The 21,571-nt window shown below is 62.4% G+C and carries 20 protein-coding genes; 13 read left to right on the top strand and 7 right to left on the bottom strand.

Annotation, left to right across the window (positions count from 1 at the left end; all coding sequences use genetic code 11):
• The first annotated feature begins 49 nt into the window (after positions 1–49).
• The 4 genes from M2368_RS01100 to M2368_RS01115 all read left to right on the top strand — a co-directional run bounded on the left by M2368_RS01100 (position 50) and on the right by M2368_RS01115 (position 6,973).
• Entirely contained in the window at positions 50–514 is a 465-nt protein-coding gene (locus M2368_RS01100) for a DUF3817 domain-containing protein (RefSeq protein ID WP_105657600.1), read from the top strand.
• 146 nt (positions 515–660) lie between these two features.
• Positions 661–2,247 carry a glutamine-hydrolyzing GMP synthase gene (gene guaA / locus M2368_RS01105; RefSeq protein WP_105657599.1) on the top strand — a complete coding sequence of 529 codons (1,587 nt, stop codon included), beginning with the start codon at positions 661–663 and terminating at the stop codon, positions 2,245–2,247.
• Positions 2,248–2,432: 185 nt separating this feature from the next.
• On the top strand, positions 2,433–6,656 hold the full coding sequence (locus M2368_RS01110; protein WP_498723921.1) for a DNA helicase: 4,224 nt from the start codon (positions 2,433–2,435) through the stop codon (positions 6,654–6,656).
• Positions 6,656–6,973, top strand: a complete 318-nt coding sequence (locus M2368_RS01115) for a hypothetical protein (protein ID WP_105657597.1) — start codon at positions 6,656–6,658, stop codon at positions 6,971–6,973. The genes M2368_RS01110 and M2368_RS01115 overlap by 1 nt, the downstream gene beginning before the upstream one ends.
• A 4-nt stretch (positions 6,974–6,977) precedes the next feature.
• Here the strand turns inward: M2368_RS01115 and M2368_RS01120 are convergent, their stop codons facing one another.
• Together M2368_RS01120 and M2368_RS01125 are read right to left on the bottom strand one after the other, a co-directional pair.
• Complete coding sequence (locus M2368_RS01120) at positions 6,978–7,688, bottom strand: RcpC/CpaB family pilus assembly protein (protein ID WP_498723922.1); 711 nt, start codon at positions 7,686–7,688, stop codon at positions 6,978–6,980.
• Positions 7,689–7,749: 61 nt separating this feature from the next.
• Complete coding sequence (locus tag M2368_RS01125) at positions 7,750–8,364, bottom strand: 5-formyltetrahydrofolate cyclo-ligase (RefSeq protein ID WP_434692907.1); 615 nt, start codon at positions 8,362–8,364, stop codon at positions 7,750–7,752.
• 85 nt (positions 8,365–8,449) lie between these two features.
• On the opposite strand from M2368_RS01125, the gene M2368_RS01130 reads away from it, so the two are divergent.
• Together M2368_RS01130 and M2368_RS01135 are read left to right on the top strand one after the other, a co-directional pair.
• Positions 8,450–9,070 carry a GNAT family N-acetyltransferase gene (locus tag M2368_RS01130; protein ID WP_105657594.1) on the top strand — a complete coding sequence of 207 codons (621 nt, stop codon included), beginning with the start codon at positions 8,450–8,452 and terminating at the stop codon, positions 9,068–9,070.
• Positions 9,071–9,250: 180 nt separating this feature from the next.
• The gene (locus tag M2368_RS01135) at positions 9,251–10,084 is read left to right on the top strand and encodes a hypothetical protein (protein WP_426733893.1); all 834 of its coding nucleotides are present in this window, start codon (positions 9,251–9,253) and stop codon (positions 10,082–10,084) included.
• 68 nt (positions 10,085–10,152) lie between these two features.
• Here M2368_RS01135 and M2368_RS01140 read toward each other — a convergent pair whose 3' ends face one another.
• Entirely contained in the window at positions 10,153–10,659 is a 507-nt protein-coding gene (locus M2368_RS01140; protein WP_105657592.1) for an Lrp/AsnC family transcriptional regulator, read from the bottom strand.
• A gap of 112 nt (positions 10,660–10,771) precedes the next feature.
• On the opposite strand from M2368_RS01140, the gene M2368_RS01145 reads away from it, so the two are divergent.
• From M2368_RS01145 to M2368_RS01160, 4 genes are all read left to right on the top strand, one after another.
• Positions 10,772–11,242: an NUDIX hydrolase gene (locus tag M2368_RS01145; protein ID WP_402470595.1), complete on the top strand. Its 471-nt coding sequence runs from the start codon at positions 10,772–10,774 to the stop codon at positions 11,240–11,242.
• A gap of 40 nt (positions 11,243–11,282) precedes the next feature.
• Positions 11,283–12,188, top strand: a complete 906-nt coding sequence (locus tag M2368_RS01150) for a glycine betaine ABC transporter substrate-binding protein (RefSeq protein WP_426733897.1) — start codon at positions 11,283–11,285, stop codon at positions 12,186–12,188.
• 92 nt (positions 12,189–12,280) lie between these two features.
• The gene (locus M2368_RS01155) at positions 12,281–13,501 is read left to right on the top strand and encodes a pyridoxal phosphate-dependent aminotransferase (RefSeq protein ID WP_105657589.1); all 1,221 of its coding nucleotides are present in this window, start codon (positions 12,281–12,283) and stop codon (positions 13,499–13,501) included.
• Between the two features lie 317 nt (positions 13,502–13,818).
• Entirely contained in the window at positions 13,819–14,682 is an 864-nt protein-coding gene (locus M2368_RS01160; RefSeq protein ID WP_105657588.1) for a PPK2 family polyphosphate kinase, read from the top strand.
• Positions 14,683–14,699: 17 nt separating this feature from the next.
• On the opposite strand, the gene M2368_RS01165 is transcribed toward M2368_RS01160, so the two are convergent.
• A complete protein-coding gene (locus tag M2368_RS01165; protein WP_105657587.1) occupies positions 14,700–14,930 on the bottom strand; it encodes an exodeoxyribonuclease VII small subunit in 231 nt (76 codons plus the stop codon).
• Between the two features lie 28 nt (positions 14,931–14,958).
• Positions 14,959–16,221 (bottom strand): exodeoxyribonuclease VII large subunit, encoded by a 1,263-nt coding sequence (xseA, locus tag M2368_RS01170; RefSeq protein ID WP_105657586.1) that lies wholly within the window; start codon positions 16,219–16,221, stop codon positions 14,959–14,961.
• A 276-nt stretch (positions 16,222–16,497) separates the two neighbouring features.
• Between xseA and M2368_RS01175 the strand changes: the two genes are divergently transcribed.
• From M2368_RS01175 to ychF, 3 genes are all read left to right on the top strand, one after another.
• Positions 16,498–17,691: an SH3 domain-containing protein gene (locus M2368_RS01175; RefSeq protein WP_166650720.1), complete on the top strand. Its 1,194-nt coding sequence runs from the start codon at positions 16,498–16,500 to the stop codon at positions 17,689–17,691.
• 100 nt (positions 17,692–17,791) lie between these two features.
• Entirely contained in the window at positions 17,792–18,883 is a 1,092-nt protein-coding gene (locus M2368_RS01180) for a 4-hydroxy-3-methylbut-2-enyl diphosphate reductase (RefSeq protein WP_105657584.1), read from the top strand.
• Between the two features lie 72 nt (positions 18,884–18,955).
• Positions 18,956–20,041: a redox-regulated ATPase YchF gene (ychF, locus tag M2368_RS01185; RefSeq protein WP_498723923.1), complete on the top strand. Its 1,086-nt coding sequence runs from the start codon at positions 18,956–18,958 to the stop codon at positions 20,039–20,041.
• A gap of 102 nt (positions 20,042–20,143) precedes the next feature.
• Here ychF and M2368_RS01190 read toward each other — a convergent pair whose 3' ends face one another.
• Both M2368_RS01190 and M2368_RS01195 read right to left on the bottom strand, forming a co-directional pair.
• Complete coding sequence (locus M2368_RS01190; RefSeq protein ID WP_498723924.1) at positions 20,144–21,133, bottom strand: SRPBCC family protein; 990 nt, start codon at positions 21,131–21,133, stop codon at positions 20,144–20,146.
• Positions 21,130–21,375: a hypothetical protein gene (locus M2368_RS01195; RefSeq protein WP_498723925.1), complete on the bottom strand. Its 246-nt coding sequence runs from the start codon at positions 21,373–21,375 to the stop codon at positions 21,130–21,132. The genes M2368_RS01190 and M2368_RS01195 overlap by 4 nt, the downstream gene beginning before the upstream one ends.
• Positions 21,376–21,571 lie beyond the last annotated feature (196 nt).

Below are 21,571 nucleotides of genomic sequence, written 5' to 3' on the forward strand. Positions count from 1 at the left end.
ATTTCACGCACACCGCACTTCTTACCGAAATCGGAAGGAATCACTAACGATGTCCAGCACCACCCCGGCACCGAAGCCGCGGAAATTCGGCGGCACCCCTAAGCAGATCCGTGCAGCCGCAACCTTCTACAAGGTCTTCGCCTACATCACCGGCGTGATGCTGCTGCTGCTCGTGCTGGAAATGATTTTCAAGTACTTCTGGTCCCTGGAACTCTTCGTGGGTGGCACCTTGGTAGATGGCACCTCCAACGCCGTCGGCATGTACAACCGCGCCGAGGTGGCCGGGGGACTGAACCTCTCGCTGGGCATCCTGATCGCCCACGGCTGGCTATACGTGGTGTACCTCTTTGCCGACTTCCGCCTGTGGACCTTGATGCGCTGGCCATTCATGCGCTTCATTACGATCGCGCTCGGCGGCGTCGTTCCGTTCCTTTCCTTCTGGACCGAAGCCAAGGTGCACGCAGAAGTAGACCGCGAGCTGGCCGCGCATCCAAAGGCCGCCAAGCGCTACTGACACGTGGCCGCATTCATTGCCAAAGGGCAGATCCGTTCATCGAAAATGAACAGATCTGCCCTTTGCCTTTGCCAAAAATCCACTAGGTGACGCTGATGACATCACCTTGGCTGTTTCGCGCGCAGTGAACCGCGTAGACTGTAACGGTGACTACTGCTCCCCTCAATCCAGAACATAAGCCGGTTCTGGTCGTCGACTACGGGGCCCAATACGCGCAGCTTATCGCTCGCCGCGTACGTGAGGCCCGTGTGTACTCGGAGATCGTTCCGCACACCCTGTCCACCGAAGCCATCCTGGCCAAGAACCCTGCAGCGATCATCCTCTCCGGTGGTCCTTCCAGCGTTTACGCCGATGGCGCCCCTTCCGTCGGGGCTGACCTGTTTGAAGCCGGCGTGCCGGTCTTGGGCATCTGCTACGGCTTCCAGGCCATGGCTAACGCCTTGGGCGGTACCGTGGCCGAAACCGGCCTGCGCGAGTACGGCCGCACCGCAACCAACTTTGAGGGCGATGCCCGCTCCATCCTGGCAGGCGCCGCTCAGGCCCCTACCGTCTGGATGAGCCACGGCGACTCCGTCTCCAAGGCCCCAGAAGGCTTCGAAGTGCTGGCCACCACCGCTGGTGCTCCGGTTGCCGCTTTCGCAAATGAAGCAAAGCGACTGTACGGCGTGCAGTGGCACCCAGAGGTGAAGCACTGCGAGTTCGGCCAGGATGTCCTGGAGAATTTCCTGTACAACGGTGCTGGCCTGAAGGGCGACTGGACCGCTGACAACATCGCTGACGAGCAGATCGAGCGCATCCGCGCCCAGGTCGGCACCGGCAAGGCCATCTGCGGCCTGTCCGGCGGCGTGGACTCCGCTGTTGCAGCTGCCCTGGTGCAGCGCGCTATTGGCGACCAGCTCACCTGCGTGTTCGTCAACCACGGCCTGCTGCGCGAAGGCGAAGCCGAGCAGGTTGAGAAGGACTTCGTAGCTTCCACCGGCGCCAAGCTGTACATTGCCGACGAGCGCGAGCGCTTCCTGACTGCTTTGGACGGTGTCACCGACCCGGAGACCAAGCGCAAGATCATTGGCCGCGAATTCATTCGCGCCTTCGAAGCAGCGGAAGCGGCGATCATCGCCGAGGCCGCTTCCGAGGGCGAGCCAGTGAAGTTCCTGGTCCAGGGCACCTTGTACCCGGACATCGTCGAATCCGGCGGTGGCGAAGGCACCTCGAACATCAAGAGCCACCACAACGTGGGCGGCTTGCCAGAGGACCTGGACTTCGAGCTGGTTGAACCACTGCGCACCCTGTTCAAGGACGAGGTCCGTGCAGTGGGCCGCGAGCTCGGCTTGCCTGAGGAAATCGTTGGCCGCCAGCCATTCCCTGGCCCAGGCCTGGGCATCCGCATCATCGGTGCCGTCAACGAAGAGCGCCTGTCCATCCTGCGCAAGGCTGACGCGATCGCTCGCGCCGAGCTGACTGCTGCAGGACTGGATGACGAAGTTTGGCAGATGCCAGTAGTGCTGCTCGCTGACGTACGCTCGGTAGGCGTACAGGGCGATCACCGCACCTACGGCCACCCAATCGTGCTGCGTCCGGTTTCCTCCGAGGATGCCATGACCGCTGACTGGTCGCACCTGCCATACGATCTGCTCTCGAAGATCTCCAACCGCATCACCAACGAGGTAGATGGGGTGAACCGCGTGGTGCTGGACGTTACTTCCAAGCCACCTGGAACCATCGAGTGGGAGTAAATCCCCAAGACTGCTAATTCACTGCGCTTTGGCGGGTGAATGGGAAGCGGATCCGGTACGCCGGTTCCGCTTCCCGCAGTTAAAACGTGTTTCGCGCACCGGTTCTGCACGGTGCGTGCACTACGTTAGAAAGAGGCGTATCTGCACCTGTGGTGCGCCCGAATGTGGTCGGTTCAGTGAAGGGAATGACTGTCGTGACTAGTGGACAGAATGCTGCCGCCGAGCGTGTAGCTGCCTGGGTGAAATCCCTGGGACAGAGTGCCGGGGCGGATACCACCCTGCGATTTGCTCCGTCGACCTCCAATAGCATCGACATAACCCATGCCAATCCATCGGGATTGGCCCAGTTCCTTGCCGGACGGCGTACCCGCCTGTCCACGCTGCTGCACGATGCGGACCAGTACGCTACCGCGCGCCGCACTGCCCGTGCGCTCTCGGCCAAGATCAATGAACTGTGGGAAGAACGCGGCATCGACGTCGGCTACCTGGCCGCCGGTGTCGCCAACTGGCGCGCGGTCCACGATGGCAAGAGCGAGCCTGTCTCGGCTCCCATCATGCTCGGCCGCATCACACTGACCAAGCACGTTGATGCTGACGACTACGACCTGCAGCTGGTCGGCCGCGCCACCGTATCCCCGGCCTTCGTGCGCCAATTCGAAGCCGACCACAACGCCAAGGTCGATGTCGCCGCGGTGGACGCCGAAGCGTACTCCATCGCCCGTTTCGACCCGGTCCGCGGAATGGATGCCCTGCGCCACCAGATGTCCGAGGTTCCCGGCGTAGTGGTGGGCCACCGCCTGCTGCTCTCCACCTTCTCCGAGCTGATGGACCCAGCTGACCCGGCCAAGCTCAATGGGTCCCACCCGGTCATCGAGGCGCTAATTCGTCACGACTCCGCGGAAAAGCAGGCTGGGAACAGCCAAAGCAGCAAGACCTCCGAAGCGCTGGCCAACCTGGTCGCTTCCAAGCCGGGCGCTTCCAAAACCGAGGGCTCAAAGCCTGAAGAAGCCAAGGACGAGTCTGCCGCTGAAAAGAAGCAGGACGAAGAGCAGCCTGAAGCGCAGGCCGCCGATGCCAAGGGCCATGAAGCTGCCGGCTCCCGCCTGAGCCGCGTGAAGAACATTCTCAAGGAAACCGCGCGCTCGCGTAAGCAGAGCCTTGCCTCCGAAGGATCTTCTGCCCGCAAGGTCCACACCGGAACCACCACCATTGCCAAGTCTTCTGATGACCGTGATCCGGAAGATGAACTGTTCTTGCTGGACGCGGATGAGTCCCAGTCCAAGATGCTTGACTACATCGCTGCCGGTGAATCGGTGGCCATCAACGCCGCTGCCGGTACCGGTGCTACCCAGACCGCGCTGAACGCAGCCGCGCTGCTGGCCGCCCAGGGCAAGCGAGTACTGGTGGTTGCGGAACAGCGTTCTGCCGCCGAAGAATTCGTGACCCGCTTCAACGAGCACCTGGATGCAGGCAGCATGCTGCTGGAACCCAACGAGGATCCAGAAGCGCTGCGCGCGATGATGACCAAGGCAATTCTGCGCAACGAACGCGCTGCCGAGCCGCAGCTGGGCTCCATGTTCAAGCGCCTGCGCGAATCCCGCCACGCACTGCACGAGCACGTGAAGTCGCTGCACTCGGTGCGCAGCCGTTGGGGTTGCTCGCCATACCAGGCAATGCAGGAACTGGCACGTCTCTCCGCACTGGAACCAGCGCCATCCACCACCGTGCGCCTGAAGCGTTCGGTGCTGGATTCCATGGGCCAGCGCGGACATGTTGCCGCACAGCTCAAGCGCGCAGCGCAGCTTGGCGCCTTCTCCAAGATGCACACCACCAGCCCATGGCATGGTGCACCGCTGCGCAACACCGAAGCCACCGAAAAGGCCTTGAACCTGGCCAGCGGGCTGGGCCGCGACCTGCCCATCCTGCATGAGCACATGCTGCAGATCGCCGAGCGTTCGCAGATCCGCCTGGAAGAAAGCTACGACAAGTGGGGAGACCAGCTGCAGTTGCTGGTCTCCGTCCGCGGATCGCTGGACAAGTTCGAGGCCGACATCTTCGAGGGCGACATCGATGATTTGATCGCCGCTACCGCAACCAGCGCATGGCGCCGCGAGCACGGCGTGGAGATGGGCTCCATTGTCCGTTCCCGGCTGCGCAAGATTGCCAAGGAATACGTCCGCCCGGGCATGCACGTAGCTGACCTGCAGTCCGCTCTGCAGGCGGTGGCGGTCCAGCGCGATGCCTGGCGAGCCATTGCCACCAGCCAGCGCAACCCGCAGGTCCCAGGCGGCCTGCTGGATGTTGAAGCCGGATACCACGACGCCGGTGCCCGCATCGACAAGCTGGCCGAAATGCTGCCGTCCTCCCTGGGCTCGCGCCTGCGCGAAATGCCCATCAAGGAGCTGCTCTCGGTGATTGCAGCGCTGGTCGAGCGCCGCGAGGACCTGGGCGAGCTGCCCGAGCGCACGTTGATCTCCGAGCAGCTGGCCGAAGCCGGGCTGGGCGACCTGCTTGATGACTTCGCCGAACGCGAGATCGACGCCGACCAGGTAGACAGCGAATTGGAGCTTGCCTGGTGGCAGTCCGTGCTGGATGCCATGATCTCCGGTGACGACTTCCTGGCCATGAATGATGGCTCCAAGCTGGAGAAGATCGAGGCTGACTACCGTCTGGCTGACGGCGCGCACATCGCTGCCGGCCCGCAGCGCATCCGCTGGGCGCTGACTCGCAACTGGAAGGCAGCGCTGGCTGACCACCGAGCCGGTTCCCGCGCGCTGCGCGAGATGCTCAAGGGCGGAACCCCGAGCATTGCCGGGCTGCTGGATCTTGGAGCACCGCTGGCCAATTCGCTGACCCCGGTCATCGTCTCGGCTCCGCTGCTGCTGGGCAGCGCCCTGCCGGAGGACACGAAGTTCGATGCGGTCATCCTGCTGGAAGCCAACTACCTCACCCTGCGTGAAGTCCTGGATGCGATCCGCCGCTCCGGCCAGGTCATTGCCATTGGCGATGAAATGCTGGGCGGTCCGAAGCGCTTCGAGGTCTCCGTAGACCCGACCGCACGAGTTCGCGAGCAGAGCGTGGAACGTTCCGCGCTGGAAGCCCTGAACAAGGTCCTGGTGACCGGTTCGCTGTCCACCGTGTACCGCGGCATTGACGAAGGCCTGGTGGAACAGCTGTCCGCCACCTACTACGATTCGGCGCTCTCGCGCCTGCCAATGGCGGTGAACCTCACCGGCGACTCCTCGCTGCTGCGCGGCGAATACGTGCCAGATGCCACCGGCTCGCTGTCCAGCAGCGAAGACGGTGTGCAGACCACCGCAGCAGAAGTGGCGCGCGTGGTGGATCTGGTCTTCGCCCACTTCAAGAACCACGGGGGCGAATCGCTGGCAGTCATTGCCTCGAACCGCAGCCATGCCTCGGCCATCGCCGAAGCGATCCGTGTCCAGCTGCCAAACCACAAGTACGCGATGGAGCACCTGCGCTCCAAGCGCGAACCATTCGTGGTGACCACCATGGACCGACTGATCGGCCTGCGCCGGGACTCGGTCATCTTCGCCTGGGGCTACGGACGTACTCCGCACGGCAAGACCCTGCACGAATTCGGTGCACTGTCCCGCGAGGGCGGCGAACAGCTGTTCGTCGCCGCCATGACCCGATCGCGGACCCGCATGACCTTGGTGTCCAGCCTGTTGCCCGAAGACGTGGACCTGAACCGCGTCTACCGTGGTGCCCGCCAGTTCTTCGAACTGTTCGGACGCGTGCAGGCAGGGGATTCCGGAGTCAGCTCGATGCGCAATCCGCGCTTCGATCCATTGGTCTCCGATCTGGCCCGCCGCCTGCGCGAAAGCGGTGCCATCGTTTCCGAGGACTACCGCGGTGTGCTGGACCTGTCGGCTCACGCCTACGACTCTGCGCACAGCGGCATCCGCCCATTGGCTGTGGTCTACGACGGCACCGAGCACTATGCCGGACTGACCGTGCGTGAACGCAGCCGACTGCGCCCGGAATTCTTCGAGAAGCACGGCTGGCGCTATGTTCCGCTGTGGACCATTGACGTCTTCACCGATCCGGGTGCTGTCACCGATCGCCTGGCCCATGCACTGGGATTGAAAAAGCCTGCGGCCCCAGCCCAGGCTTCGACCCGTACCGGTGTGGCCGCCGCTCGGCCGGTGTCGGCCCGTGAAGTCACCACCGAGGCGGAAACGCCGAAGGAAAAGTCCAATCTGCTCAAGTCGGCCAAGGCACGACTGGAACCAAAGGCCGAGACCAAGCAGGAAGCGCCAGCTGCTGAAAGCGGTGCCAAAGCTGAAGCTGCCCAAGCTCCTGCAAAGGACAGCGCGGATAAGCCACTGACTCCAGCCCCTGTCCCGGCTACCAGCAAGAACGAGGATCCGGAGCCAAAGAAGTAATGACTTCTGAGCAAGAACCAACGCGCGGCCGCCGCAAGCGGCCGCGCGTTGTCGCACCCCCACAGCATCTGACTGCTCGCGTTGAACTCACCGGCAGCTACGCGCCAGTGCCGCATTCAGACTCCGTGAACCGGGCGTTAGCCGGCCACCAGCCCGCCGAGACTTCTGCTGCGGCGACGGCGTCCCGCGCCAAACAGCCGGCCGCCGATCCGCTGTCCGAGTTGCTGGCCAAAGACCAGGACCCGAGAAACTGGGGCGACGCCAAGGAAGACCTGGCTGAAATGATGAAGCGCGAGAAGCCGCCGCACTGGGGCTGATTTCCTAATTCACCAAGACGGCTGAAACCTTGCCGCGCGATACTGCCCCGGCCAGATCATCCGAGAGGCTGCTGGCCGCCGCGACCACCACAATTCCTTCACCGGTCGGAGCCGCGCCGCTGAGCATGCCGAATTCGGAGCTGCTGGCATTATCCGGAACCCAGAGCACGGGCACCGCCTTGGCGATGGTCTGCGAGCTGATGTCCTTTTCAAAGCCATCTCCGGTGGTCAATACGATATCCACCAGTTGCCCTGGATGGAGCAGCGTCACGGTGGCAGGATCGCTCAAGCGCAAGGGAACGGCCACGGTGCCTTCCGGCGAACCGGTCAAAAGTTGTGGCCCCACCAAGGAATAGTTGCGCAGCACCGTTCCGGCAGTCAGTGCCACGGCTGCCCGTTGCCCCGAGATAGCATGGATGCTTTCAAAGACTTCGGCATCTTCCGGGGCAAGCCGCACCGTTTGCACCGTCAGCTGGTTGGCGGATATGCGGGACCCGGCAGGAATGTCGCTCAGCGCCACCACGACCTCGCGCTGCGCTAATTGCCCGGAGGAAAACACATTGAGCACGCCCGCCAAGGCCAGCAGCGCGCAGGCGATGGCCAAAGGCTTCCGGTAGCGGCGCAACAACTCATTGCGGTTGCGCACGGGACGGATCTTCGGCTTGGGAATCACCGGGGGCCGGGAGGCGGCATGCGGTCTGGAGAAGAAGCTCATAACCCCATGCAACCTTCAGGTCCAGCGGCCCACTGCGAGCTGCCCGCGAGCTGTGGGTAAATCAGATGATCTGATGCACCTGCTGCGGAGTGAACACCAAGTCCACGGGCTGGTCATGCTCATCGATTTGGAAGGAACCGGCCGGAACATACTCGTGCTCATAAACCACGGCCGCCACACGGACCGGCGCATCGTCGATCAAGGGCAGGAAGCGATCGTAGTAGCCACCGCCTTGGCCTAAACGCAGCCCATTCGAATCGATGGACAGCGCAGGCATGATCAGCGTATTGATCTCGTCAAAGAGCTCTGTGCCCATCCGCGTGCCCACCGGCTCCATCACCGGGGCCAAGGTACTTGGCTGGAATTCCATGCCGGGGGAGTACTCAACCCACGACAGCCCATACTCCGGTTCGCACACCGGCAGGTAGACTTCAATGCCTTCCTTGGCCAAAGCATCCAAGAGCGCCTCGGTGGACGGTTCATCCGGACCCGAGCAATAGGCCGCGACCTTCTGGACGACACCGGTGCTCTGGCTCAGATAGCCAATCACCGTGTGAGCCAGATCCAGTCCGAATTGCTCACGCTTGCTCGGATCAAGTGCCCTGCGCCAAGTGCGCACAGCGGCACGCGCGGCCTTCTTGCCGGCGCCAGAATTCAGATCAGCGGTGGGATTCATGCCTACAGCTTACGTGCAAGAAACGAAACGCTGCCTGCTAGCGCTGTTGCCAGCTGCAAGCATGACGAAGTAATACGATGTGCACATGTTCTTCTCTCGTCGAGCAAAGCGCCTGGTTCCGGATCTGGCCTCGGAACGGCTGTTGTTGCGCCAACTGACTGCCAGTGACGAAGCCGAGTGGATCAATCTGCGCTACGCCAATTCCAAATGGCTCAAGCCATGGGATCCCACCAGTCCCTTGGGCCCGCCAGAAGCCATGACTTTTCGCGAGATGCTCAGGGCCAAGGATGAATCAGCAGTTGACGGCAGCGGATTCACCTGGGCCTTGGCTCTTCCCCAGCTGCACAAGGGGCGCCCGCCATTAATCGGGCAGGTTTCCGTGGCGTCGGTGCAATATGGTGCCGCGCGCACAGCGTCCATCGGCTACTGGCTGGATCGCAACCATGCCGGCTTCGGCCTGATGCCCGAAGCCTGCGCCTTGGTCATAGACCATTGCTTCGAGCAACTGCAGCTGCACCGCCTGGAAATCAACATCCGTCCGGAGAATTCGGCCAGCCTGCGGGTGGTGGACAAGCTCGGGTTCCGCGATGAAGGGCTGCGCAAAGGCTATCTGCACATCGATGGGCAGTGGCGGGATCACCGCACCTTTGCGTTGACCCGTGAAGAGGTGGAAACGACGCTGCTCGAACGCATCTACGAATACTGAGGCGGATTTCGTGCTATTTCGTTCAATCGAGCTCTGATATGAGAGAACTGGATTGAAAACATGCAGACACGCCAAGGGATGTGCATGAGCGCGCACCCAAGGTTGCATAGTGTTGATTCGGAGGAACCATATTTAGTTCCACGAGGATTTGACCGACTCAATCGGTGATGGAGGACCCACATGGCTGGCACGTCACAGAGCGCTTCGCAGGAAAGTGCTGCGACCAAACTCAAGATTCGTGTGCGCTATGGCCGGTTGTCCGTCGCGCTCGTCGGTGCCTTGGCTGTCCTCGCGACCGTCTTCGGTCTCATCCTGGCTCCTTTCACTGCTCTGACCTTCGGCACCGTAGGCCTGTTCGCGCTGATTGCTGTAGCATCCTTCGCCACCCTGCGCGGGCTGGCTGTCCGCGACCGCAACCGCAAGCTGCTCGAGCACCTCGAAGCCACCCGGCAGCAGGCGCTGCGGACTCCCGCTTTTGACGACGCGGCTAACCAGGTCATCTCGCGCAAGCATGAGGATAACGAGGTCTTCGACGCTCGCCCGGGTTCGTCCCGCCGCGCTCCAGCGATTACCGCTGAAGAGCTGCGCGCCGAAGCGCTGCGAGTGGCCCACGGCTATGGCGGCGTAAAGCAGCCAGGGACCTGGGAACCAACGCACGTGCCCAAGCCAACGTACGTGGAAGCCAGCGAGCGCATCGCCAAGACCGCGGAGTTGGCAGCTGAACAGGGTGCCAAGCGGACCCACAAGGCAGCACTGCCGGTGGAAGAACCGCTGCGTCCGAGCAAGCAGATCAGCCTGAAGGCATCGGAAGATGCAAAGCGCCTGGCCACCGAAGTTTCGGCTGAAGAGCGCGCAGCGGTCGCTTCGGTAGTTGCCAAGCGTACCGAGAGCGCACCAGCTGCCAAGGAAACCGTTGCAGCGCCATCTGCCGCACCGGAAGCCGCACCCGTGGCTGGCGCAGGTACCAAGCCTCGCCTGAACCTGGACGCGGTCATGCAGCGCCGCCGCGCATAAGCATTCCAAGCACAAAGACTTGTGGCCCGGACCTCGCGAGGTCCGGGCCACAAGTCGCTTAAGCGCTGCTAGCTGATCATGTCATCGAATGGCAGCGGGCCGCGGTTGCCGCGGTGGTGCGCGAAGACCAAGGTGGTTTCGGTATGGCCCACCGACTCGTCGGTGGCGAGGTTGTCCAGCACCCAGTCACGCAGTGCATCGGTGGAACCGACCGCGATATGCAGCAGGTAATCGGTGCCGCCGGAAACATGGAACATGGACAGCACCTCGGGCAGCTGCGGGATGCGTGCCACGAAAGCGTCGATCTTCTCGCGGTCGTGGGCGCGCAGCTTGACCGAGATCAGTGCCTGCACGGTACGGCCTACAGCGCCCAGCGATACTTCCGCGTGGTAGCCGGTGAGGATGCCGCGCTCGACCAGCGAACGGGTGCGCAGCAGTGCGGTGGATGGAGCGATGCCCGCACGCTGTGCGAGCGTCGCATTGGAGATACGTGCATTAGCGACCAATTCGTCGATGATGATTCGATCGATTTCGTCCAGATCGACGTTTGATGAAAGCTCTGATTGCTGGGCCATAAGAATATTTCATCATATTCGCGAGATATCAGTGGGATCTTTGGCAGAAAAATCGGCGTATGCCGTCCGCGTACGAGTAAATAATCGGTGAACAAACGGATATATTGGGGATATGACACGTCGTTCTGAGCACACCGGTGAATCCTTTGATACCAGGCTGGCGGCCTATTGCTTGGTGGAACATGAAGGAAAGGTACTGCTTACGCTCTGGGATATGCGTCATCGCGATCCACGCTTCACCCCGCGCTGGTCCCTTCCCGGCGGCGGCATCGACTTGGGGGAGCCTATCGAAGAAGGCGCGCGCCGTGAAGTCTATGAAGAGACCGGCTACGCGGTGGGCGAGCTGGCGCTCCTGGATGTCAGCACGGGAGTTATTCCCGGTTCCAAGCGCTACTCGGGCGAAGGCCATGCCATGCAAACGGTGGCGGTCACCTATCGGGCCAAACTGACCGGTGGAGAACTGCGCCATGAAGTCAACGGTTCTACCAGCCAGGCCGCCTGGTTTACCCGCGAGGAGATCGCCAAGCTGAACTGCATTGAACGCGTTGAGAGCATCTTGCGACTGACCGCACCCGGCAAGTAGCGGCGGATCGCCGCTGGCCTGCCCTAGAATCAATAGGGACATGAACTTGCGAAATACCATCACCGTTGGCGCACTCAGCGCAACCCTGCTGCTAACCCTGTCTGCTTGCACCGAAGAGGCAACGCCGACGGCCGAGCCAAGCAAGGCCATCACCTTGCAGATTGCTGCCGGTTCCCAGCCTGCAGACCAGGCCTTGGCCCATGTCTATGCCAATGCGCTGAAAGCCGAAGGCTACAAGGTGTCGCTGAACAAGCCCAGTGCTGATCCTTACCAGCAGGTGGTCGACGGGAAAGCCGATTTGGCGGTGGACCAAGCGGCCAAGGCGCTGCCCCTGGTTGCTGACCCGGCGGCCATCACTGGTGAAGATCAATTGCTGAGCGTCGAAGAATCCAAGAACCTGCGCAGCGCCATCAATGACGCTGAGGGGCAGCTTTCTGCCTTGGAACTCAGCCCAGCTGATGCGGGAAAGGTCTTGGTCATGAGCCAGGCCCAGGCAACCTTGCACAAGGTCGATTCGGTGGAAACCCTGATTGCGGCTTGCACAGATCTGACGATCATTAGCGATGAAGCCAACGCCGCATCCTTGAAGGCATCATTGGAGGACGCTGGCTGCGAGAAGCCGAAGGTCGTGGCTGAGGAGCCGGCGAAACTGGCCAGCAAGCTGCGTGCCTCGGTGGACAGCGCGGTGGCGCTCGGGTCGGGAGATGCAGTCATCTCCGATGAAGGCTTCTACAGCATTCCGGGAAGCGCCGCCTTCTTCAACGCCGAACAGTACATGGTGCTGGCCAACGGCGACGTGAATGACAAGGCCCGGGCAGAACTGGACAAGATCACCGGCGAATTCTCGCAGCAGTCCCTCGTGGACCTGAACCGGATGGTCAGCCAGGCCGACGGACTGAGCCCAGAGCAAGCGGCCACCCGTTGGGAATGGATCATCGAAGAGTAGGCCCCAGCCAGCTCTCCCAGGATTTCGACCGCTGACCATAGCGGTCGAGTAACAAGGTGTGTCGATCGCACCTGACGTGAGAAAGTGTAACCATGGCAGAATTCAAACAATCAACGAAACTGCACAACGTCCTCTACGACATCCGCGGCCCGCTGCTTGAGCACGCCACGCGCATGGAGTCCGAAGGACACCGCATCCTGAAGCTGAACATCGGCAATCCCGCGCCGTTCGGCTTCGAGGCGCCCGACGCGGTGCTCGTTGACATGATTCGCAACCTGCCTAACGCCCAAGGATACTCCGACTCCCGCGGCATTCTCTCGGCACGTACCGCCGTCTCGCAGTACTACCAGACCCGTGGCATCCAGACCATCGGCGTGGATGACGTCTACCTGGGCAACGGTGTCTCCGAGCTGATCACCCTCTCGTTGAATGCGCTGCTGAATAACGGCGACGAGATCCTGATTCCCGCCCCTGACTACCCGCTGTGGACCGCTTCGGTTTCACTGGCCGGCGGCACTCCGGTGCATTACATGAATACCGAGGAAGAGGGCTGGCTTCCTGATCTTCAGGACATGGAAGCGAAGATCACCGATCGCACCAAGGGCATCGTGATCATCAACCCCAATAACCCGACCGGTGCGGTGTACCCCAAGGAAACCTTGGAGGGGATCCTCGAGCTGGCGCGCAAGCACAACCTGATTGTGTTCTCGGACGAGATCTACGAAAAGATCCTCTACGAAGACGCCGTGCACATCAACACCGCTTCGTTGGCAGATGACGTGCTGATACTGACCTTCTCCGGCCTGTCCAAGGCCTACCGCGTGTGCGGCTTCCGTGCTGGGTGGATGGCTATTTCCGGTCCCAAGCACCAGGCCGGCGACTACATCGAGGGCATCAACCTGCTGACCAACATGCGCCTGTGCGCCAATGTGCCGGCGCAGCACGCAATCCAGACCGCCTTGGGCGGCTACCAGTCGATCAATGACTTGATCCTGCCTGGCGGACGTCTGCTTGAACAGCGCGATGCGGCCTACAACCTGCTCAGCGCGATTCCTGGCGTGAGCGTCCAGAAGGCCAAGGGCGCGCTCTACATGTTCCCGAAGCTGGATCCCGAGGTCTACCCGATCCACAACGATGAGACCTTCGCCCTTGAGCTGCTCAAGGCGCAGAAGATCCTGATCTCCCAGGGCACCGCCTTCAACTGGATCCGTCCGGATCACTTCCGTTTGGTCACCTTGCCCAACGTGCGCGACCTGACTGATGCGGTTGGACGCATCGGACAGTTCCTGGAGGACTGGCGCGCTCGCGCATAGGCTGCCCGGAAGCGCAACCGGCCCAGAATCACCCACGTGATTCTGGGCCGGTTGTGCGTTAAAGCGGCCACCGGGGAATGCGGCCCCCGGAACTTCAGGGATATCGCCTGCCAGCGACTGCGACCGGAGAATTTGGTGTCCTGAGGATTTGGCGTATCGGCCCGTTGCCGGCGCTTTCGCGAGGCTTAGCGATCCTGTGCATCGAGCCGTGATGGGTGCTTCGCCGTTGACGAATACCGCTTCTCACGGCGCCTGCAGTGGCAGTAGGCTGGCAACAACGAATCGCATCACTTCGACACACGCGTGAGGACTTAATGATGAGCGCCTACCCTGCCAACCTGTTAGAAGCACTACGTGCAGAACCGGGCGTGAAGCTTTCAGAGCGCGCAACCAAGGATGCTGATTGGTGGCCCGGGGACGCCCCGCAGGATAAGAAGGCCGCCGAGAAGCGCATGGTGCAGCTGGCTGAACTGCTCTCGGATCTGCAAGAGAGGCTCTTCGCCGCCTCGGTAGCTGGCGGACAAGGCCCAGCAGTCCTGCTCATTTTGCAGGGAATGGATACGTCCGGCAAGGGAGGGACTGTTCGCCACGTCCTTGGCATGCTGGATCCGCAGGGCGTCAAGCACCATGCCTTCAAGGCGCCAACCGAGGAAGAAGCAGCCCATGACTTCCTCTGGCGCATCACCAGGCAATTGCCCGCCGGGGGACTAGTGGGAGTCTTTGACCGTTCCCACTATGAAGACGTTCTGGTCGCCAAAGTGAAGGGCTTCGCCACCCCGGATGCGGTCGAGTCCCGCTACGGGAAAATAGTCGACTTCGAGAAGCAGCTGATCGAGCAGGGCATCCACCCGATCAAGGTGATGCTGCATATCAGCCGAGAAGAACAATTCGAGCGCCTCTCGGCACGCCTGGAGCGTGCCGACAAGCATTGGAAGTATTCGCCGGGCGATGTCGATGATCGCCTGCTGTGGGATGACTTCCAGTCCGCCTACGAGGTGGCGATTAACCGCACCGATAACCAGGGCGCACCATGGCATATCGTTCCCGCTGACCAGAAGTGGAAGGCCCGCTTGTGCGTCGCTGAGCTGCTGCTGGCTACCCTGGAGCGTGTCGCTCCGGACTGGCCCGTTGCCACCTTCGATGTGGAGCAGGAGAAGGCCCGGCTGGCGGCCGCGAAGTAGGTCCGGGTGAGGACAGGCTATTCGCCGGCGGCCTGCTCGTGCTTGGCGCGAGCCTGCTCCAGACGCTGAGAGACACCGTTGAGCCAGTTCTCGCAGTGGGCTGCCAGTGCTTCGCCACGCTCCCACAATGCCAGCGAGGCTTCCAGCGCAACTCCGCCGGTCTCGAGCTGGTTGACCACGGCCAGCAGTTCTTCGCGAGCCTGCTCGTAGGAAAGCTTGGCAATGTCGTCAGGGATTTGTGCAGTCATGATTACTCCAAATTGGTATTCGTGGTGATTAGCTTGCGTTGTCGCCGGCAGGGAGGGATTCAAGGGTTCGTGCAACCAGCTGCCCGGAAGCCACCCGGATGAGCACCTTGCTGTCTGCTGGCGCCTGGGCTGCCTCGCGCACGATGCTTCCGTCCTCCAGCTGGGTGACCGAATAGCCGCGGTCCAGGGTCTGCTGCGGGGACAGGGCACGCATCTGGTTCTTCAGATGGTTGATCTCGTCGTTGGCGCGCATCACGCGGTGGCGCAGCAGATCCGTCGAGCGCTGCTTCCAGCGCTCCAGGTCTTCGGCACGGGAGGTGACCATCACCTGCGGGTTGGCCAGCACCGGGCGTTCGCGCACCGAGGCCAGCAGCTGGGCTTCGCGCTGGAGAAGATTGTTGATGGAACGGTCCAAGCGATTGCGGGCGATTTCCAAGCCGGCGAATTCTTCTTGCAGATCCGGGACAATGCGCTTGGCTGCATCGGTGGGGGTCGACGCGCGAAGATCGGCCACATCGTCCAGGATCGGGCGGTCCGCTTCGTGGCCGATGGCCGAAACCACCGGCGTCTGGGCGGCGAAGACCGCACGCACCAGATCCTCATTGGAGAAGGGCAAGAGGTCTTCCAGGGCCCCGCCGCCACGGGCGATGACGATGACATCGATGTCCGGGTCCGCATCCAGCTGCTGCAGGGCTGCGATGACCTGGTTGGCGGCATCCATTCCCTGCACGGCGGTATTGATGACCTTGAATTGCACGGATGGCCAGCGCAGGCTGGCATTGCGCAGCACGTCCTTCTCCGCATCCGAATCACGCCCGGTAATCAGGCCGATGCGGTGGGGAAGAACCGGCAGCGGGCGCTTGTGCTCAGGGGAGAAGAGGCCTTCTGCTCCCAGCGCCTGGCGCAATCGTTCCAGGCGCACCAGCAGCTCGCCCAAGCCAACTGGGCGCAGGTCCGTGGCATTCAAGGAAAGCCGGCCGGTCTTGGCGTAGAAGCTCGGTTTCACCTGGGCCACCACGCGGGAGCCCACCTGCGGGGTGGCATCCAGCTTGCGCATCGTCGAGGCCCAAATGGTCACCGAGAAAGAGAAGTCCGCATCGACATCGCGCAGGGTGAGGTAGGCGTGGCCGTTGCGCACATTGGCTTCCAGCAACTGGCCTTCAACCCAAACCACCGGAGAGTTCTCGATATGGATTTTCAGCTTCTCCGAGAGCAGCCGCAGCGGCCAAGGATTGTCCGCGGTGGTCTGCCCGGCGGTCGCCGGCAAACTGGCGGGGGCTTGGGGATCCATCGGTGCCGCTCCTTGGAAAGTCGAATCTCTGGTGCATCTGTGAGACTACCGCATGGCACCGACGGCTGGCCGGATCCCCGGGGGCTGGGGCTAGGCCGCGGCAGGTGGAGCGCAGGTATCGCAATGGGCGATTTTCATACCCGATTGGCCCCGCAAGACCCGGGGAAACGGGGTTTTCCAACGATTGGGACAAGCCTGCCTGCGGGCATTGCGAGGGGCAATGTGCGGGTGGACACTATTGAGCATTGGGGAAGCACTCGAGAAGGATGCAGGGCCATGCGTGGGGCATTGGGGAATAAGAATATTGCGCGTTCGGGGTGGACTTGGGTGGCAGCGCTCAGCTTGCTGGCCGGTTCCATTCCGCTCTCCGCCGCGGCCTCGATGCCCGCGCTGGCGGCTGCGGCAGTGCCGGCCGCAACGGTGCACGTTGCCAGTGCCATATCCATCGACTTGCCGGTCCGGGTGCGCACCACGGCGGATCTGAATATGCGCACCGGCGCCTCGACCAGTTACCGGATCCTGGTGCAGATACCCACGGGGACCTCGGTTCCGGTATCCGGGCGTGCCTCCAACGGCTGGTACAAGGTCAGCTACAACGGGTACACCGGGTACGTCAGCGGCTACTACGTGGTCGCCGCTTCGGTGCGCACGCTCGATGACCTGAATCTGCGCACCGGCACATCCACCAGCTACCGGGTCCTGCTGAGCATCCCGAAAGGGAAGACGGTGCCCGCGTACGCCCGCGCCTCCAACGGATGGTACAAGGCCAGTTACGGAGGGTACACCGGCTGGGTCAGCGGCAGCTACGTGACCACCTATCCGAAGCCGCCCTCCGCACCGCAGTCCACCGGTCCCAACCGGACATCGAGGGTGGTGCTCACCTTCGATGACTGCCCGCGCACGCTGAGCGCCTTCACCTCGGTGATGGATTACGCCGCCAGCAGCAACATCGGCCTGGTGATCGCTCCCACCGGCGATTGCCTCGGCTCGTTCAAGTCGCGCTACGGCGTGGACCTGGCCGCGCTGGCCCGGGCCAAGGGCCAATGGGTGATCAACCATTCGATCAGCCACCCGGATCTGCGCCCGCTGTCCTGCCAGCAGGCCGGTGCGCAACTGGGCGGCTCCGGAGTGCACACGAATTTCGGGCGCCCGCCTTTCGGAGCCATCGACGCTTCGGTGCGTTGCGGCTACGACAGCCGCGGGATGGCCATCTGGACCTGGTCCCGCGACACCCGCGACTGGGACGTGAAATCCAAGTCGATCACCATCTCGCGGGCCTCGGCCGCCGTGCCCGGGGACACCGTGCTGATGCACATGCAGTGGTATGGCTTCTCGCCCGATGCGCTGCGCCAGATCAAGGCGAACCTCGGCGCCCGCTCGGTGGGCGTGTGCCGGGCCTACCGCGGGTCCGATGGCACCGGCGCGGTGGTGCGCACCCCGGTGCTGCTGCCCAGTTCGCTGCCCTGCTGAACCGGCATGCACCCTTCGGAGGCAGATCTCACAGTCCCCGGAGGGTGGCGCGCATCATATGAGCATGGGCTAACTTGCATGCACTTCGTAGACTAGAGGTATGGCTACTTCCACTTCCACTACGGTCTCGCTGTCAATGCCTCGGATCCCGCGGGTGCGCCGCACTCCGGCCGAGATTGCAGCTGCCTCCCCAACGGTCACCGAGCGCAAGGTCCTGCTGGCCGCTCCTCGCGGCTACTGCGCAGGCGTGGACCGGGCAGTGGTTGCCGTTGAAAAGGCGCTGGAGCACTACGGCCCGCCGGTGTACGTGCGCAAGCAGATCGTGCACAACCTGCACGTGGTCTCCGAGTTGGAATCCCGCGGAGCGATTTTCGTCGAGGAGAACGAGGAAGTGCCCGAGGGCGCCCTGGTGGTCTTCTCCGCCCACGGCGTCTCCCCAGCTGTGGTGCAGTCCGCGGCGGACCGCAACCTGCAGACCATCGATGCCACCTGCCCGCTGGTCACCAAGGTGCACCGCGAAGCCGTGCGCTTCGCCAAGAACGACTACGAGATCCTGCTGATCGGCCACGAAGGCCATGAAGAGGTCGAGGGCACCTACGGCGAAGCCCCGGAGGTCACCACCATCGTGAACAACCCCGAGGAAGCCGACACCGTCCAGGTGAAGAACCCGGACAAGCTGATCTGGCTCTCGCAGACCACCCTGAGCGTGGACGAGACCATGGAAACCGTGCGCCGGCTGCGCGAGCGCTTCCCGAACCTGCAGGATCCACCCAGCGATGACATCTGCTACGCAACCACCAACCGCCAGGCCGCGATCAAGAACATTGCGCCGCAGTCGGATCTGGTGATCGTGGTCGGTTCGGCGAACTCCTCGAACTCGGTGCGCCTGGTCGAGGTGGCACTGGACCACGGGGCAAAGGCTTCCTACCGCGTGGACTTCGCCAACGAAGTGGACGAGGCCTGGTTCGAGGGCGTCTCCACCGTCGGCGTGACCTCCGGTGCCTCGGTGCCAGAGGTGCTGGTCCGCGAAGTCGTGGCGCTGCTGGCAGAGTACGGCTTCACCGACGTTTCCGAGGTCACCACCGCGCAGGAAGACATCATCTTCTCGCTGCCCAAGGAAATCCGCGGAAAGCTCAAGGAAGCCGGGGACGAGGAACGTGCCCTGGGCGGGCACGCCCGCCCGCAGGCCTGATTTCTCCATAAGAATTCAAGCGCCAGTACACCATTGCGCGCTCATCACTAGTAAAAGGTAGAATTTCCTCCCGTGGCTCTTACTATCGGAATCGTCGGACTGCCAAACGTCGGCAAGTCCACCATGTTCAACGCGCTGACCCGTGCCCAGGTGCTGGCAGCCAACTACCCGTTCGCAACCATCGAACCCAATGTGGGTGTCGTGCCGTTGCCTGACTCGCGGCTGAAGGTGCTCGCCGGAATCTTCAATTCCGAGCGCATCCTGCCTGCGACCGTCTCCTTCGTGGATATCGCCGGCATCGTCAAGGGCGCTTCGGAAGGCGAAGGCCTGGGCAATAAGTTCCTGGCGACCATCCGCGAAGCTGATGCGATCTGCCAGGTCACCCGCGCATTCGTGAATGACGACGTGATCCATGTGAACGGCAAGGTGGACCCGGCCTCGGATATCGAGACCATCGCTACCGAGCTGATCCTCGCGGACCTGCAGACCATCGAGAACCAGCTGCCTCGCCTGGAAAAGGAACTGCGCACCAAGAAGATCGAGAAGTCGTTCCTGGACGCAGTGCTCAACGCGCAGAAGGTGCTCGAAGAAGGCATCACCTTGTTCGCCGCCGCGAATACCAAGGGCGTGGACCTTGAAGTGCTCGCGCCGATGCAGCTGATGACCACCAAGCCATTCATCTACGTGTTCAACACCGATGAGGCTGGCCTGGCCGATACCGAGATGCAGGCCAAGCTCTCCGAGCTGGTTGCCCCTGCCGAGGCGATCTTCCTGGATGCCCAGTTCGAATCCGAACTGGCTGAACTGGAAGAAGACGAAGCGGCCGAAATGATGGAAGATGCCGGCATCGTCGAGTCCGGCCTGGGCAAGCTGGCCCGCGTCGGCTTCGACACCCTGGGCCTGCAGACCTACCTGACCGCTGGCCCGAAGGAAACCCGCGCATGGACCATCGCCAAGGGCGCCACCGCGCCTGAGGCAGCCGGTGTCATCCACACCGACTTCCAGCGCGGCTTCATCAAGGCCGAGGTCATCGGCTTCGAAGACCTCGTTGCCGCTGGTTCGGTGGCTAATGCCAAGTCTGCGGGCAAGGCCCGCATCGAAGGCAAGGAATACATCATGAAGGACGGCGACGTCGTGGAGTTCCGCTTCAACGTGTAGTCGCGTTCCGCTTCAGTGTCCCGCTCGAGTGCCCGGATCTCCCTGTGGAGATCCGGGCACTTGATCTATGTGCGACCAGCAGGCGAGTCGCCGTGCCTGGGACTAGCGAAATGTTCGGCTGATCGCGCTGCCGGTCTGGAACAGGGTGATCCACACCAGGAACTTCTGGACTGGACGCAGCGGCCATGCGACAAGTCCTCGCCACCCTTGGCGTCGCGACCAGGACCTGCTGATCCGCAGCTGTGTGCCACCGGTCGCGTTCGCCAAGGTGAATTCAGTCAGAATCGAATTACCCTGCGCGACGTCGGGATAGCCAAAGCTCCATGCGATCCTGTCCGGTTGGTGAATTGCGATGAGCTCAACACTGCGTCGACGAAACTGAGGCTTGATCTTCACAGGTTTGCCGTCTGGATAGATTGCGGGTGCCGAGCCCTCCCAGACCGTACCCGGCATCGCTTCTTGCCCGGTCTGGTCGAGGGTGCCGATGCTCGGTTCCCACTCGGGGATACGTGCGGGATCTGTGAGGAACGCCCACACTTCGTCCAGTGGTGCGGATACGAAAGTCTCAATCGTTCCCGTGGTCCGCCCCTTCACTTTCGCTGCAAAGGGCATGGACTTCATAGAGGGCGAGTCGGCCCGATCGAGGCGTTCGATGAGCGCATCGGATGTTGTGCCAAGGCGGCCGAGGATATCCGTGATCAGGCCGCTGGGCTCTACGACGAGTTCCCGGAGAACGGCGGCAGCGTCGCCCGACTTGCCTTTGCTGCTGGATTTCGCGATGAGGTCCCGAGCGGGACGAGTCCACTCGTACCCATCCGTCTCATGGAACACGATGCGCCCGGCCTCGGGGAACGACGCCTCGATGCCGAGTGAAGCCAGCTGTGCATCACGTTGGTCCTCGACGGCGAGACGTGCGCTGTCAATGTCGATACCCAGCTCGCGCAGTGCGCGGCCGGCAGACTGGTCGTTGATGACCAATGCGAGGAACAGGTGGTCGATGTCGGCTTCGCGGAGCCCGAGCCGTGATGCTTCCTCCATGGCGGCCAGGGAAAGCGATTGGCTGGTCTGAGCGGCGCGGACGAGTTTGTTCATCTGTTCCTCCTAGGTGTCGAGATCGCGGGGTCAATTCTTTTGGAGTGCTTCTTGTGGGCAGCTTGTCGCGTCACTCCGAGCGCGTCGGCGATCTCCTGCCAACTCATGCCCGAACGCAACGCGGCCTCGACCTGCCGAAGTTCCAAGGTGTCCGCAAGCACGCGCAAGGACGCTACGGCCCGCAATCCTGCTTTCGGGTCGCTGGTATCGGCTGCTTCTACTGCGATCCGCGGAGACTCCATGTCGTCAACCTATGTTGCTAATTGGCCGGATGTCAACCTGGGTTGCCTAATTGCTCGGCGAGTTTGGTGTTCGCTGGGCCAGGAGAGGATCGACGCTTCGGGGATTCGCCGGGTACTGAGAGGTTGGTAAGGACGGCGACGTGGTTGAGCTCCGCTTCAACGTGTAGTTGCGCGCAATCCCGCGCTTCTTTGAGGG

The sequence above is a fragment of the Arthrobacter sp. JUb119 genome, from assembly GCF_024807995.1.
Lineage (GTDB): Bacteria > Actinomycetota > Actinomycetes > Actinomycetales > Micrococcaceae > Glutamicibacter.